Here is a 14,362-nt window from a genome sequence, read left to right on the forward strand (position 1 = left end):
TTCAAGCCCGGTGACGCAGCATGGGAGCCCTTTGCCATCAACCCTTCGGGCTGGGGCGGCAGCCGTCGGGATGCTGCGTCAGGCTCCTCGTCCTTGGCACCACCAAGGCCTTCGTCGCCTTCCTGGCCTCCCTCGGCTGGCGCCCCAGCGCAGCCCCCACCCATTACTTGGAGACACTCCTAAATGACGCACTCGACGCTTCTCATCGCCTTCCCCAAGGGCCGTCTCGGCGACGAACTGGTGCCGAAGCTGGCGGGTACGCCGCTCGCCCTCGACGCCGCGGCTTTGAAGTCCCGGGTGCTCCGCATCCCCACCGCCACCCCCGGCGTGGCGGCGCTGCTCCTCAAGGGCGCGGACCTGCCCCGCTACGTGGCCGCCGGCGTGGCCTCGCTCGGCATCGTGGGCTCGGACACGCTGGATGAGATGGACATGGACCTGCTGGAGTTGGCGGACCTGGGCTTTGGCGCCTGCCGCTTGTCGCTTTGCGCCAAGGCCGGCGTCACCCTGGACGTGCTGCGCACCAGGCCGCACCTGCGCCTGGCCACCAAATTTCCGAAGGCCACTGAGGCCTGGCTCACCCGCGAGGGGCTCACCGCCGAGCTGGTGCCCCTCAGCAGCAGCGCCGAACTGGCCCCACTGCTGGGTCTGGCGGACGCCATCGTGGATCTGGTGCAGACCGGCGGCACGCTGAAGGCCCATGGCCTTGTGGAAACGGCCGTCCTCGGCCGCTCCTCCGCCCGCCTCGTCGCCGCCCGCGGCGCCTACCTCAGCGAACCCGGGCGCATCCGCCCCCTGGCGGACATGCTGCTCGGCGCCCTGAAGACAAAGGCGTAGATCAGGCGCAGATCATCCGGATGCGCCTGGGCGGACGCTGATGATCTCCAGGCGCATCGTCCCGGCGGGCCGCCACCACACGACCTCATCACCAGATTCGGCATTCAGCAAGGCCTCGCCCAGCGGCGAGACCCAGCTGACCTTGCCCCGGGAGGGATCGGCTTCGTCCTCGCCGACGAGGGTGTACGTCGTGATGACGCCGGCTTCGTCGCAGACCTCCACGGCGGCCCCGAAATGCGCGCGGTTCTTCGGCTTGCCGTCGGAGGCCACCAGGACGGCGCGGTTCAGACGCTCCTGGTAGTAGCGCAGGTCGCGCTGGACGACGGCCAGCTCCTGGGGGTTGGCGAGCTTGCCCTCCGCCAGCAGCCGGCTCTGGTGGGCCTCCAGGTCCTCCTTCATGTCCTGCAGTTGCCGCAACCCGGTGGGCGTCACGTAGTTCGTGTGGGGGCTCTGGGGCCGGTCAGGCAAGGCTTCGGGCCGCCCCGCGTCATCCGGATCCTTGATGAAGGCTCGATTCACCGTGTCGCTCTGAAATTGATTGGGGTGGACATCCATGGGTGCGTCCCCGGAAGGTCGCAGCCCATGGTGAGTCCTGCGGCCAGCCCAGATCAAGCCCCGGACTCCCATGACCGGCCCTGGAGGCTACACTCAGGGATTTCCCATCCTCAGGACGCCATGATTCCCCACCTCCGCAGAACGCCCATCGATGACGACCTGGGGCTGGGTCTCCAGGCCGGCCGCGAACGCGGAGTCAACAAGGACGGCTCCTTCAACGTCCGCCGCATGGGCCTGCCGCGCTTCCGTCCCTACGACGTCTACCACCACCTCATCACCATGAGCTGGGGACGTTTCCTGGGACTGCTGTTCCTGGCCTTCCTCGCCACCAATGCCGTCTTCGCCTTGATCTACCTGGGCATCGGCATGGAGCAGTTCACCCGCCAAGGGGGCATGGCATTCCGGGAGCGGCTGCAGGATGCGTTCTTCTTCAGCGCCCAGACTCTGACCACGGTGGGCTATGGCCACATCAGCCCCCACGGGTTCCTCGCCAACACGGCCGCTGCGCTGGAGTCCCTCCTGGGCCTCCTGAGCTTCGCCCTGGCCACTGGCCTCCTCTACGGGCGGTTCTCCCGGCCTCAGGCGTGCCTGCGGTTCAGCAACCCGGCTGTGATGGCCCCCTACCAGGGTCTCACCGGCTTCATGTTCCGTCTCGTGAACATGCGCAGCAACGAGCTTATCGAGGTGGAGGCCACCGTGAGCCTCTCCCTCCAGGATCCGACCTCGCCCACCCGGCGCTTCATGCTGCTGCCCCTGGAGCGTCCGAAAATCCACCTGTTCCCCTCCAACTGGACGGTCGTGCACCCCATTGATGAGACCAGCCCCCTGTTCGGTTTGACGGAGGCGGACCTCCGCCAGGCGAAGGCGGAGTTCATCGTGCTCATCAAGGCCTTCGACGACACCTTCTCGCAGACCATCTACGCCCGCACGTCCTACACCGCCGATGAAGTCCGCTGGGGGGCCCGGTTCAAGCCCATGGCCTTCATCGGGCCGGACGGCATGACCGAGATGGACGTGGAACACCTGGACGCGCTGGAGGACCTGGCTCCCGTCCACCGGGGCTGATCGTCAGACCGGGGCGGGAGCCAGACCCGCCCGATCCTTGAGAGGGGCTCAGCCCAGGACTTCGCCATAGATGTTGTCCCGCTGCCAGGGTTCGTAGCCGGCTGCGCGGATCATGCGGGTCATCTCGTCGTTGTTCACGCTGTAGCAGGTGCCCGCGGCGCTGACGACGTTCTCTTCGAGCATGAGGCTGCCCATGTCGTCGCAGCCGTAGTGGAGGGCCAGCTGGCCGGTCTTGCGGCCCATGGTGACCCAGCTGCTCTGGATGTGCGCGAAGTTGTCGAGGAAGATGCGCGCGATGGCGATGGTACGGAGATACTCCACATCCGTGGGTTTGGGCACTTTGCCTTCCCAGGGCGTGTGGCCACTCTGGAAGGGCCAGGCGGCGAAGGCCGTGTAGCCGCCGCCATTGTTCCGTGCCAGGGCGCGATCCTGCTGATCGCGCAGGGCCTCCAAATGTTCGATGCGCTCGGCCAGGGTCTCCGTGATGCCGAACATCATGGTGCCCGTGGTCTTCACGCCCTCCTCGTGGGCGGCCTCCATCACTTCCAGCCACTTCTCGCGACCGCCCTTGAGGGGTGCGATCTTCTTGCGGATGCGGTCCACCAGGATCTCCGCGCCGCCGCCCGGAATGGAACCCAGGCCCGCTTCGCGGAGGTCGGCGATGGTCTTGCCCAGCGTCTGGCCGCTCAGTTTCGCCATCATCTGGATCTCCACTGGGGAGAAGCCATGGACCCAGATGCCCAGATCGTGGTGGAGGTAGCGCACCAGATCCAGGTAGTAGTCCCAGGGCAGGTCGGGGTTCACGCCACCCTGGAGCAGGAAGCCCGTGCCGCCGATGGCCTTGGTCTCCTCGGCCTTCTGCTTGAGCTGCTCCTTCGTGAGCACGTAGCCGCGGGTGTCGCCGGGCTTGTGGTAGAAGGCGCAGAAGGTGCAGTAGACATTGCAGATGTCGGTGTAGTTCACGTTGCGGTCGATGACGTAGCTCACCCGCCTGGGATCATTGTGGCGATCCCGAACGGCGGTGGCGGCCACGGCGAGGTCGGGCAGTTCCGCCCGCTCGATGAGCAGCAGTGCTTCGGCGGCGGAAATCCGACGGCCCTGGAGGATGCCCTCCAGGATCGCCTCGGGGGTTTCGACGGTCCTCAGCATGTCTAGACCTTGTACCCCATGACCTGGAGGCAGCGGCGGCAGACGCATTCCTGGCCTTCCACGCCGTGCTGGAAATGATCCAACGTGTAGGGGTTCCGGCACTTCTCGCAGATCTGCGTGGGCTCGGTGCTGGTCTTCGGGGCGTAGAGATGGGTGGGATCGGGCATGGCGGACTCCGGACCTTCAAGGATATCAAAGGCGGCCCGGATGGGCCGCCTTTGATCGGAAAACACGCAATGACTACTCTTCGACGGCGCCGGCTTTGGCACTTTCGTGGGGGCGGGAGTTGCGTTTGCCCTGGTGCTTGTGCGCCTGCACGTCCAGCTTCTCCACGGCCTGGGTGATGCTCGTATACATGTCGTCCGTGGTGGCCGAGGCGACGAACGCACTGGCGCGGGTCTTCAGTGTGATCTCGGCCTCGTGGCGGTGCTTCTCCACGGCCATGATCACGTGGACGTCGATGATGTCGTCCAGATAGGTGGCCATCTTGTCCAGTCGCTCCTTGGTGAACTGCTTGAGGGGCTCGGTGAGCTCCACGTGGCGGCCGGTGTAGTGGACCTTCATGGGACACTCCTGAAAGGGGCCGGGCGGCCCGGAAATCATGGATCCAGCGTCTGGAAGGGGCCTCAACCCTGTTAGCGGCGCCGACGCTGGGAGGCTGGAGGAATCTTGAGTTCCTCGCGGTACTTGTTCACTGTGCGCCGGGCCACCTTGATGCCGTCCCGCTCGAGCAGGCCGGCGATGGCCTCATCGGACAGCGGCTTGGCAGGGTCCTCTGCCTGCACGAACGCCTTGATGCGGTGCTTGACCACGGTGGCGGACACGTCCGAATCCTTGGGACGTGCCGAGAAGAAGTAGTTCAAGTCGAAGAGCCCCTGGGGCGTGTGGATGGTCTTGGCCTTCACCACCCGACTGATGGTGCTCTCGTGGAATCCCGTGGCCTCCGCCACGTCGCGCAGCACCATGGGCCGCAGGCGCTCGATGCCATGCTCGAGGAACTCCTTCTGGAGTTCTACGATCTGGGCCGAGACCCGCAGGACAGTGCGGTTCCGGTCCTCCACGCCCCGGATGAAATCCCGGGCACTGCGGAAGCGCTCCCGGATGAAGTCCTTGTCGGCCTTGGCGTCGCTGGACGCCAGGAACCGCTGGTAGTCGCCATTCACCTTGAGTCGGGGCAGGCCCTCGTCATTGAGGTAGATCTTCCAGTTGCCATCCTCGCCCTTGAGCACCACCACGTCCGGCTTCACCACGCGTTCGCCTTCGGGATCGAAGGCCCGGCCAGGCGAGGGGTTGAGGTGCTTGAGCTGGTCCATGGCCACGCACAGTTCCGAGTCGGTGCAGCCAAGGGCGCGACGCAGCTTGGCACTGTCCCGCTGCGCCACCTGGGCCGTATGGTCCTGGATGATGCGCACCGCCAGATCGTCGGGCTCGGCGCCCGCATGCCGTAGCTGGAGCAGCAGGCTCTCCTGCACCGTGAAACAGCCCACACCGGAGGGATCAAACTCCTGGAGGACGTCCAGGGCTGCGCGCAACGCCTCCTCCGTGACGCCCAGATCCGCCGCCAGGGCAGCCGGGGTGGCCTCCACGGAGGGCTGGTCGGGATCAAGCCGCAGGAAACCCTTCGGGTCGAGCCGGTCAATCAGCCGCTCCACCAGGGCCGCCCGGGGATCATCGTTCTCCAAGGTCTCGTAGAGTTGGCCCACCAGGTGGTCCTGGAGAGACTCATAAGCGCTGAGGCGATCCTCCCAGGAGAACCGATCCTCCTCCGGCAGGTTACTGGTCCGGGGCAGGTCCGAATCCCAGCTGTTCTCGGCGCCCAATTCGGTTTCCTGAACCTGGGCCACGCCTTCTTCTGTGAACTTCTCCAGATCGCTTTCGGGGTTCATCTCGCCCGCCGCATCCAGCATCGGTCCCAGATCCACCGTGTCCACCCCTTCGGGCAGTTCCATGCTGTCAGCGGTCTGGTCGGCGGAACCCTCCGTCACATCGGATTCGCGCCCCTCCTCGATGGCCTCGAGGGAGGGCACTTCGTCGCCGTCGTCGGCCAATTCCAGGAGGGGGTTCTCCTCGAGCTCCCGCTCGACGGTCTGCGACAGCTCCTGCAGGTTCATCTGCCACAGCTTGAGCTTCAGCTGCATGGCGGGCGTGAGCGCAAGGGTCTGGCTCTGGGCCAGGCGCTGGGAGAGGAAGGGGCCGGCCACGATCAGTCCAACCTGAACCGGTCGCCCAGGTAGACCCGGCGGATATCCGGATCCTCTGCGATCTCGCTGGGCAGGCCGTGTTTCATGATCATCCCGTCCGCCAAGATATAGGCCCGGTCGGCGATCTGCAAGGTCTCGCGTACGTTGTGATCTGTGATCAGCACCCCGATGCCTCGCGCCTTGAGGTCGCCGATCAGGCCCTGGATCTCCAGCACGGACTTGGGATCCACTCCAGCGAAGGGCTCGTCCAGAAGCATGATCCTGGGCTCGGTCACCAGGGCCCGCGCCAGCTCGCAGCGCCTCCGCTCACCTCCGGATAGGCTCATGCCCAGAGTGTCGCGCACTTTCCCCAGGTGGAAATCGGCCAGCAGGCGTTCGCAGCGGTCTTTCTGCTCGACCTTCGGGATCGGCTGCAACTCCGCCAGGGCCAGCAGGTTCTCCCAAACCGTCAAACCACGGAACACGCTGGATTCCTGGGCCAGGTAGCCAATGCCCAGCCGCGCCCGCCGGTGCATGGGCAGGGCGGTCACATCCTGGCCCAGCCAGCGGATGCCCCCCCGGTCTGGTGCCTCCACGCCCACCACCATGTAGAAGGTCGTGGTCTTGCCCGCGCCATTGGGCCCCAACAGCCCGACCACCTCGCCCATGCCCACGCAGAGGCTCACATCCCGCACCACGGTGCGGTCGCCATAGCGCTTCTGGAGGTTGACGGCCTCAAGACAAGGGGTCGGTTCGGTCATGGATCTATCAGAACATACTGGCCGACGGATTGCCCCGAAGGGGCCACGCGCTCAGTGCGCGGCACGCCCGGGGGTGTAGGGTGCTTTGGCGGCTTCGAGCGCATCCTCCAGCGCCTTCAGGGCAGCCGTGGCACTGGCGAAGCGGGCGTTCACGCTCTTCAGACCCTCCTCGGCCCAGGCCAGGTTCTGGCGCTGGGTGGCGGTGGGCTGCTGGGTGGTGGCCCAGACGCTGCCCGTCACCTCCCGGATCCTCCCCAGGATGCCGGGGGCCGTGGGCTCCTGACGGGTCGCGACGGTGGCGTCGCCACTCAGCAGATCGCGCAGATCCTTCAAGTCGCCGTGCAGCGTCCGGGCCCTGGTCAGCAGAGCCGCATCCGCGGCCGGGGTTTCGAGCAGGGCCTTCCGGACGTGATCCAACCGGTTCTGGGCCTCGGTCAGGCGCTCAGAAGCTCCCATGGCAAGGCGCTGGGCTTCCCCCATGCGGGCACAGAAGGCGCTGTACTCGGTCCACTGGGCCGGGGTCAGCCGGTCGGCATCCAGAGGCTTCACCTCGAAGGCGACGGGTCCAGCCACAGGCTTCAGCACGCCGTCCACCTGGAAGGACAGAGTGGCCTGGTACCGACCCGGCGCGGCCAAGGCCCCGCGGGCGCCATAGTCCCAGGGATCCCGCTCACCGGGAACCTTCAGGTGGATGGGGGCCGGATCCTGGAAGCGGAGATCCCAGGCCAGGCGATGGAGGCCCTTCTCCGGTTTCGTCGCGATGCGACGCACCACCTGTCCGTCGCTGGCGGCGATGGTCAGCACCACTGCCGGGGGTGCCTCGCGATCCTCGGCCCTGAGGGCCTCCCAGGTGGGGATGACGGGGTCCTGGCCGGCCTTCGCGGCCTCCTTCTCCTTCTCGTGGCGTTCCTTCTTCAGCGGCTTCGGTTCCACCTTCAGGTGATAGGTGAACACGGCACCGAAGGGCGGGTTGGGCGACAGGAAGAGGGAATCGCCCTGGAAGGATTTCCCGGGCCCGCCGAACGGGACAGCCTCGATGTAGGCCTGGGCGGGGCGAAGGCCGTAGAGGTGGGCCTCGGAATCGAAGTCCTCCGACTTCGCCTCGCGCAGAGGCGTGAGGTCATCAAGGATATAGAAGCCGCGGCCGAAGGTGGCCACCACAAGATCGCCTTCGCGGGCCTGGATGGTCAGATCCTTCACGGCGATGGTGGGCAGCTGAGTGAAGCGCGACCAGCTCTTCCCGGCGTCGAGGCTGAAGAAGAGGCCGAACTCCGTGCCGCAGTAGAGCAGGCCTTCGCGGGCCGGATCCTCGCGCACGGTGTACACGCTGCCTCGCTCGGGCAGCCCCGTGCCGATGGCTTCCCAGGTGCGACCATGGTCCCGGGAACGCAACAGGTAGGGGCGGAAGTCACCGGTCTTGTGGTTGTCGAAGGCGGCGTACACCGTGCCAGCCTGGTGCGGGCTCGCCGACAGGCAGGAGACGTAGGTCAGGTCGGACACGCCCGGGAAGCGCTCCGTCTTCCGCCAGGTCTTGCCGCCATCCTCGCTGATCTGGATGAGTCCATCATCGGTGCCCACGTAGAGCAGCCCTTCGATCTTCGGGCTTTCGGTGAAGGCCACGATGTTGCCGTAGAAGCTGGTGGAGGCGTTGCGGGCCACGGCATCCACCCCCCAGACCTTGTCCATGATCTTCAGGCGGCTGCGGTCGATCTTCCGGGTGAGGTCCGGACTCACGGCAGTCCAGCTGTCGCCACGATCCTCGCTGCGGAAGAGCTTCTGGGCGGCGAAATAGAGCCGCTTCCCATTGTGGGGGCTGAGCAGCAGCGGGGCGTCCCAGTTCCAGCGGAAGGGCTCCTCCCCGGGCGCGGGCTGGGGCTGGATCTCCACGCGCTCGCCCGTGCGGCGGTCGAAGCGGGCCAGGCCGCCGTGCTGGCTTTCGGAGTAGACCGTGTCCGGATCATCCGGGTCCACCTGGCTGTAGAAGCCGTCCCCACCCTGGGTCACGAACCAGTCGAGGTTGGTCGAGCCATGCAGGTTCCGGGTGCGGCTGGGGCCGCCCATGGAGAAGTTGTCCTGGGTGCCGCCATACACATGGTAGAAGGGGCGCGCATTGTCCACCGCCACACGGTAGTACTGGATGACGGGGAGATTGGCCTTGAACTCCCAGGTGGCGCCCCGATCGCGGCTTTCGTAGACGCCGCCATCGCAGCCTGAGATGAGATGTTCGCTGTTGGCGGGATCGATCCACAATGCGTGGTTGTCCACGTGCTTGGAGGTTTCGCCCACGCGCCGCCAGGTCTTGCCGCCGTCCTCGGTCACCTGCATCCAGGTGTCCATGGAATAGACGCGCTTGGGGTCCTTCGGATCGCAGAAGAGCTCCTGATAGTACTGAGCGCTGCCGGAGACCTGCTCGCTGCGTCGCTCCCAGGTCCGGCCCCCGTCCAGGCTGCGGAAGAAACCGCCCGCCTTGTTGGCGGCCTCGATGGTGGCGTAGACCGTGTCCGGCTCGCCCACCGGAACCGCCAGGCCGATGCGGCCCATGTCCTCCTTGGGGAGTCCTTCCGTGAGCTTCACCCAGGTCTGGCCGCCATCCAGGCTCTTGTGGATGCCGCCTCCAGGGCCGCCATCCAGCATGCCCCACACATGGCGCCGACGCTGATAGGTGGCGGCATACAGCACCTCGGGGTTGCGGGGATCCAGCACCACGTCCGTAACGCCAGTGTGGGCGTCCACGGTGAGCACAGCCTTCCAGGTCTTCCCGCCATCGGTGGTCTTGTAGAGGCCGCGCTCGCCGCCCTCCTTCCAGAGCGGGCCCTGGACGGCTGCGAACACCACCTGGCTGTTGCGCGGATCCACCAGGATCTTGGCGATGTGCTCGCTGGCCTTCAGACCCATGTTCTCCCAGTGCTTCCCGCCGTCCAGGCTGCGGTACACCCCATCGCCGTAGGCCACCGAGCGCTGGGAATTGTTCTCGCCCGTGCCAACCCACACCGTGTGGGAGTCCCGGGGATCCACCGTCACGCAGCCGATGGAGAACGAGCCCTCTTTGTCGAAGAGCGGCGTCCAGGTGGTGCCCGCGTTCACGGTCTTCCACACCCCGCCGGAGGCCACCCCCACATACCAGGTGTCCGGCTTGCCAGGGTCTACGGCGATATCTCCGACCCGGCCCGAGGTGACCGCCGGGCCCAGGTTCCGCAAGGGCAGTTCCGCCAGGGGCGAGGCCACCCGCTCCGCAGCCTTGGCCGCCACGGGCGGTGCCGCCAGAACCGGCACGGCGGCAAGCAGCAGGGCCAAGGAAGACAGGGAGCGGAACCGGGGCATGGTGCCTCCTAATACGAGGTTTGCTCCATGATGCCCTAGAAAGGATGGGACTTCACCAGCCGGGGCCCGCCCCCTTGCCGCGCACGCGGCCCTGCCACTTGACGGTCTGGCTTCCAGGTTCCAGATCCAGGGCCTCGCCTTGACCCTCGCCGAGGCGGCCCCTTAGCGTGACGGCCCCCTGCGCCTGGATGAGTTTCGCAGTGCGATCCGGCCCCACGATGACGGTCACCGAGTCCGCCGCCAGCCGCCAGCCCTGGCCCTGGCATTCCACGCCGCCGCCGAGAACCACCTTCTGTCCCTCGCTCTGGCCGTGCTCGGCGCGCAGGAACAGGTCTCCGTCCGCGGCGGCCAGCGTGCCACTCAGCCCTTCCGGGAAGCTCACCGTCTCGCCTTTCCGGATGATGCGGGGGCCGGACAGCCGTTCGCGCAGGCGGCTCCAGGCGGCGGGCCGGCCCGTGAGCGTCCACAGGGCGTCCTCCCACACGAGCTTTGCCCCGCGCAGGCTGCCGCCGGAGAACAGGTTCACCTGCACGGGCCCTTCGATGGTCCAGGACCGTGGATCCCCCTGCCCGGCACCGCCGGAGAAGGTGCCGTCCTCGCCGCGGCCCAGCACCGGCGCCTGGAGCTTCCAGCGCCGACTGGCCCGCTCGACCAGCATGCGGGGCGAAGATAGGCTGCGTCGGCCCCAGGTGAGGAGGGCCTGACCCTCGGCCGCGGCATGGCCGATGGGCAGCGATTCCGGCAGGTCACTCCCCGGCCCTTCCCGCATGAGCACGCGCGGCGCCCTGAGCACCAGGCGCTGGCCGTCCAGGGGCTGATCCCACACCACGCTGCCCTCCAGGCGCAGCCCCGCGGGTGTCCACCGGGCCCCGTCCGTGGACAGATGTTCCTCCCCCGCCGGCAGCGCCCGGCGGGCCTGGAACTTCCGGAACTCCACTTGCTGGAAGGTCGCGCCGGGGGCGGGTCGCGGCGCCACGCCACCTTTCGCTTCGCCATGCCAGCCATCGGCCCGCTCGAAGGCCAGGGGACCGGGCCAGGTGACCATGTCCGGCGTCAAGTCCGCCACCGAAGCCTGGAGAGAACCTTCCGCCAGACGGGCCGTCACACCCTCAAGATGCCCCGTCTGGAAGCCGGGCATGGCCCAGAGCCGTTCCGCCTCCATGGCCTGGAGGGTGGTGGGCACGCCCCTATCCGTCGGCGCCTGCCAGCGCACGGGGCCATGCTCTACACGGAACCGGCCTTCGGCTTCGCGATGCCACCCGGCGGGCAGGTTCCAGACCCCTCGGGCGGATCCTTCCAGGGCCTCCCAGCGCAGGGGGGCCAGCCCTTCCCATTCCCCGCCGAACCAGCGCAAGGCAGGTCCATCGTTCTCCACCCGGCCCTTGCCCAGAAGGGCCTTAGTGCCGGGATCGGCCACCTCCAGATCCAGGGGGCCCTGGAGGGTCCAGACTCCGGCCTGGCGGCGAGCTTTGGGCGACAGCATGCGCCACTGCCCGGTCGGCTCGTCCAAGTGACCCGTCACCGTCTCCAGGCGAAGATCCTCCTCCACCCCTTCGATGGTGCGGTAGGCCAGCACCATGCGGTTGGGGCCCAACTGCTCGGTGAGGGTCCCTACGCTGCCTTTGGTGCCTTCGCCGAACAAAGGATCACCGCCCACGGTGCGACCCGGCATGCCCTCACTGCCCACCATCAAGAAGCGCAGGGTGAAGCCCAGGGTTCCCGCCACCAGGCCCCAACCCAGGCCCCGCCAGAGCGGGTGCCGGGCTGGCGGCAGATTCTGGAGCAGGGCCAGCACCTTCATGGGGTCGCCTCTCCGAGCGGCGTCTCCACCAGCCAGGAGCGCCCCCAGCGGTCGCTGCCCTGGGGCACGGCGGCCACGCAGAGCCGCTCGCCGATGGCCGGCTGCGAGGGCCGTTCCCGACCAGCGAACCAGGTGAGGGGATCCGGAGTCCCAGCCAGACGGAGCTTCCAGTGGTCCGCGCCGAAGGCCGCCGAGGAAGCCACGTTGCCCTCCAGCCGCGCCAAGGGTGGCGCGAACCCCTGGCCGAAGGGCTCCAGGCGGGCCAGATCCGCATCGCCGGGAAGGTCCGCATGGCCGCCATCCAGCAGCAGGGGCGGAATCTCCCGCCCGGCCGCCTGGTCGGCCGCACCGCGCTGGAGCGCTTGGCGGACGAAGGCGAGGCGGGAGGGCTCGAAGCTGAGGCCTGCCGCCGCCCGATGCCCCCCGCCGCCCAGGAGGAAGGGCTGGGCCAGGGCCAGCAGACTGCCCAGATCGTAGCCCTCCGGGGCCCGCAGGCTGCAGTGGGCCACACCGTCGACCACCGTGCAGACCCCCGCGGGGCGGCCCGTGGCCCGCATGCGATGGCCCGCCACGATGCCGATGACGCCCTTGTGGGCGGTGGGATCCAGCACCAGATCGAAGGCTGTGTCCTCGGGTCGGGGCAAGCGAGCGGCCAGGTCCTCCTGGATGGCGCGGCGTTCCTGGTTGAGCGCTTCCACCCGGTCCATCAGGGTCTCGGCTTCCGCAGGATCGCGGGTCAGCAGCAGGCGGACGGCATCCTCCGCCCCGCCCATGCGCCCCACGGCATTGAGCCTGGGCGCCAGCCCGAAGGCCACGTCCTGGCCGCCCAGAGCCCCCTCCTTCTTGGCCGCGCGCAACAGGGCGGCCAGACCGGGGCCATTCTTGCCGCCGAGGGAATCGAGCCCCCGCCTCACCAGCAGCGCATTCTCATCCACCAGCGGCATCACATCCGCCACGGTGCCGATGGCCACCAGCTTGAGCATCCCGTCCAAAAACGTGGCGTCCGCCCCGGTGGGGTGGGGCACGGCTCCAAGCAGGGCCTGGGCCAGCTTGAAGGCCACTCCCACCCCCGCCAGGAAGGGGTTCGCATAGCCGTCGAGGTGAGGATGCACGACGGCGCAGGCCGGGGGCAACTCCTGGCCCAGGGCATGGTGATCCGTGATCACCCAGTCGAGGCCCAACTCCGAGCTGGCCTTCACTTCCTCCACGCTACGCACGCCGCAGTCCACGGAGATGAGCAGGTCCGGTTGGCGCGTGGCCTTCAGGTCCTGGATACAATCCAAATGCAGGCCGTAACCGTCGGAGAAGCGGTTGGGAATGAAATAGGACACATCGGCGCCGAGCCGCTCCAGCGCACGCACCAGCACAGCCGTGGCAGTGACGCCGTCCACGTCGTAGTCACCATAGATCACGATGCGCTCGCGGGCCTCCACGGCTCGGCGGATGCGTGCCACGGCTGCATCCACGCCCGAAAGCAGGTGAGGGTCGGTGCTGCGGGTCCAGGCGGGATCGAGACGCCAGGCCAGGCCTTCCGGCTGGTCCACCCCGCGCAGCCACGCGAGTCGCGCCAATCGGGGCTCCAGATTCCACGCCGCGGCCAGGGCCCGCCAAGGCGCCGGACCCGCCGGGATCTCCCGGCGGAGGCGCCAGGCCTTGGCGTCCATATCAGCCGACACTGCCCATGCGGGCGAACTTCTGGTACCGCTCCTCCACCAGTTGTTCCGCCGAAAGCTCGGACAACTCGGAGAAGGCCTCCACGACAGCCTCCTTCAGCGCGGCGGCGGCCGCATCGAAGTTCGAATGGGCCCCGCCGAGGGGCTCCTTCACGATGCCGTCGATGACGCCCAGCTCCAGCAGGTGCGGGGCTGTGAGCTTCAGGGCCGCCGCGGCTTTGGGAGCCTGGCTGGCGTCCTTCCAGAGGATGGACGCGCAGCCTTCCGGCGAGATCACGGAATAGATGGCGTTCTCCATCATGAGCACACGATCGGCCACGCCCAGGGCCAGAGCCCCGCCGCTGCCACCCTCGCCGAGGACCACCGCCACCACGGGCACCTCGAGCTTGGCCATTTCCAGAAGATTGCGGGCGATGGCCTCGGCCTGGCCGCGCTCCTCCGCGTCCACGCCCGGATAGGCGCCAGGAGTGTCGATGAGGCAGAGGACGGGGCGCTGGAACTTCTCGGCCAGCTTCATGAGGCGCAGGGCCTTGCGGTAACCCTCGGGTTTGGGCATGCCGAAGTTGCGCAGGATCTTCTGCTTGGTGTCCCGGCCCTTCTGCTGGCCGATGATCATCACGGGGTTGCCTTCGATCCAGCCCATGCCGGCCACGATGGCCGCATCGTCCCCGAAGCGGCGGTCCCCGTGCAATTCTTCGAAACGCTCGCAGATCCGCTCCAGGTAATCGAGCGTATAGGGGCGCTTGGGGTGGCGAGCCAGCTGGGCCCGCTGCCAGTCTGTGAGATCCGTGAACAGTTCGGCCTTCAGCTTGTCCAGCTTCTTCTCCAGCTTCTCCCGTTCCTTGGTCTGGGAGGGGTCCATCTCCATGGCCCGGATCTGGGCCTCCAGCTCAAGCACCGGCTTTTCCAGCTGGGACAGATCCATGGTCTGTTCGGGAGTCGCGTCTTTCATGAAGCCTCAAGCCGGGAAGTCCAACGGTCCAGTGTAGGGGGCCCAGGAACGAATGAACAGGCCGGGCTGAC

General features: G+C 67.6%; 12 protein-coding genes. 2 read left to right on the plus strand and 10 right to left on the minus strand.

Going from position 1 to position 14,362, the window contains the following annotated elements; translation table 11 throughout:
• The first annotated feature begins 183 nt into the window (after positions 1–183).
• Positions 184–834, plus strand: a complete 651-nt coding sequence (hisG, locus tag NOV65_RS03590) for an ATP phosphoribosyltransferase (protein ID WP_257304386.1) — start codon at positions 184–186, stop codon at positions 832–834.
• A gap of 12 nt (positions 835–846) precedes the next feature.
• Here the strand turns inward: hisG and NOV65_RS03595 are convergent, their stop codons facing one another.
• Positions 847–1,389, minus strand: a complete 543-nt coding sequence (locus NOV65_RS03595) for a GreA/GreB family elongation factor (protein ID WP_257304387.1) — start codon at positions 1,387–1,389, stop codon at positions 847–849.
• A gap of 120 nt (positions 1,390–1,509) precedes the next feature.
• On the opposite strand from NOV65_RS03595, the gene NOV65_RS03600 reads away from it, so the two are divergent.
• On the plus strand, positions 1,510–2,454 hold the full coding sequence (locus tag NOV65_RS03600) for an ion channel (protein WP_257304418.1): 945 nt from the start codon (positions 1,510–1,512) through the stop codon (positions 2,452–2,454).
• A gap of 48 nt (positions 2,455–2,502) precedes the next feature.
• On the opposite strand, the gene NOV65_RS03605 is transcribed toward NOV65_RS03600, so the two are convergent.
• The 9 genes from NOV65_RS03605 to NOV65_RS03645 all read right to left on the minus strand — a co-directional run bounded on the left by NOV65_RS03605 (position 2,503) and on the right by NOV65_RS03645 (position 14,291).
• Positions 2,503–3,603 carry a CofH family radical SAM protein gene (locus NOV65_RS03605; protein WP_257304420.1) on the minus strand — a complete coding sequence of 367 codons (1,101 nt, stop codon included), beginning with the start codon at positions 3,601–3,603 and terminating at the stop codon, positions 2,503–2,505.
• 2 nt (positions 3,604–3,605) lie between these two features.
• Positions 3,606–3,770: a hypothetical protein gene (locus NOV65_RS03610; protein ID WP_257304422.1), complete on the minus strand. Its 165-nt coding sequence runs from the start codon at positions 3,768–3,770 to the stop codon at positions 3,606–3,608.
• 73 nt (positions 3,771–3,843) lie between these two features.
• The gene (gene hpf / locus NOV65_RS03615) at positions 3,844–4,167 is read right to left on the minus strand and encodes a ribosome hibernation-promoting factor, HPF/YfiA family (RefSeq protein ID WP_257304423.1); all 324 of its coding nucleotides are present in this window, start codon (positions 4,165–4,167) and stop codon (positions 3,844–3,846) included.
• A 71-nt stretch (positions 4,168–4,238) separates the two neighbouring features.
• Entirely contained in the window at positions 4,239–5,804 is a 1,566-nt protein-coding gene (gene rpoN, locus NOV65_RS03620) for an RNA polymerase factor sigma-54 (protein ID WP_257304425.1), read from the minus strand.
• Positions 5,805–5,806: 2 nt separating this feature from the next.
• Positions 5,807–6,544: an LPS export ABC transporter ATP-binding protein gene (gene lptB / locus NOV65_RS03625; RefSeq protein WP_257304427.1), complete on the minus strand. Its 738-nt coding sequence runs from the start codon at positions 6,542–6,544 to the stop codon at positions 5,807–5,809.
• A gap of 51 nt (positions 6,545–6,595) precedes the next feature.
• A complete protein-coding gene (locus tag NOV65_RS03630; RefSeq protein WP_257304429.1) occupies positions 6,596–9,865 on the minus strand; it encodes a WD40/YVTN/BNR-like repeat-containing protein in 3,270 nt (1,089 codons plus the stop codon).
• A 52-nt stretch (positions 9,866–9,917) separates the two neighbouring features.
• A complete protein-coding gene (locus tag NOV65_RS03635; protein WP_257304431.1) occupies positions 9,918–11,666 on the minus strand; it encodes a hypothetical protein in 1,749 nt (582 codons plus the stop codon).
• Positions 11,663–13,342, minus strand: a complete 1,680-nt coding sequence (locus NOV65_RS03640; protein ID WP_257304433.1) for a single-stranded-DNA-specific exonuclease RecJ — start codon at positions 13,340–13,342, stop codon at positions 11,663–11,665. Before NOV65_RS03640 ends, NOV65_RS03635 begins: the two co-directional genes overlap by 4 nt.
• The gene (locus NOV65_RS03645; protein WP_257304436.1) at positions 13,332–14,291 is read right to left on the minus strand and encodes an acetyl-CoA carboxylase carboxyltransferase subunit alpha; all 960 of its coding nucleotides are present in this window, start codon (positions 14,289–14,291) and stop codon (positions 13,332–13,334) included. Before NOV65_RS03645 ends, NOV65_RS03640 begins: the two co-directional genes overlap by 11 nt.
• Positions 14,292–14,362: the final 71 nt, after the last annotated feature.

The sequence above is a fragment of the Geothrix campi genome (assembly GCF_024609265.1).
GTDB lineage: Bacteria > Acidobacteriota > Holophagae > Holophagales > Holophagaceae > Geothrix > Geothrix campi.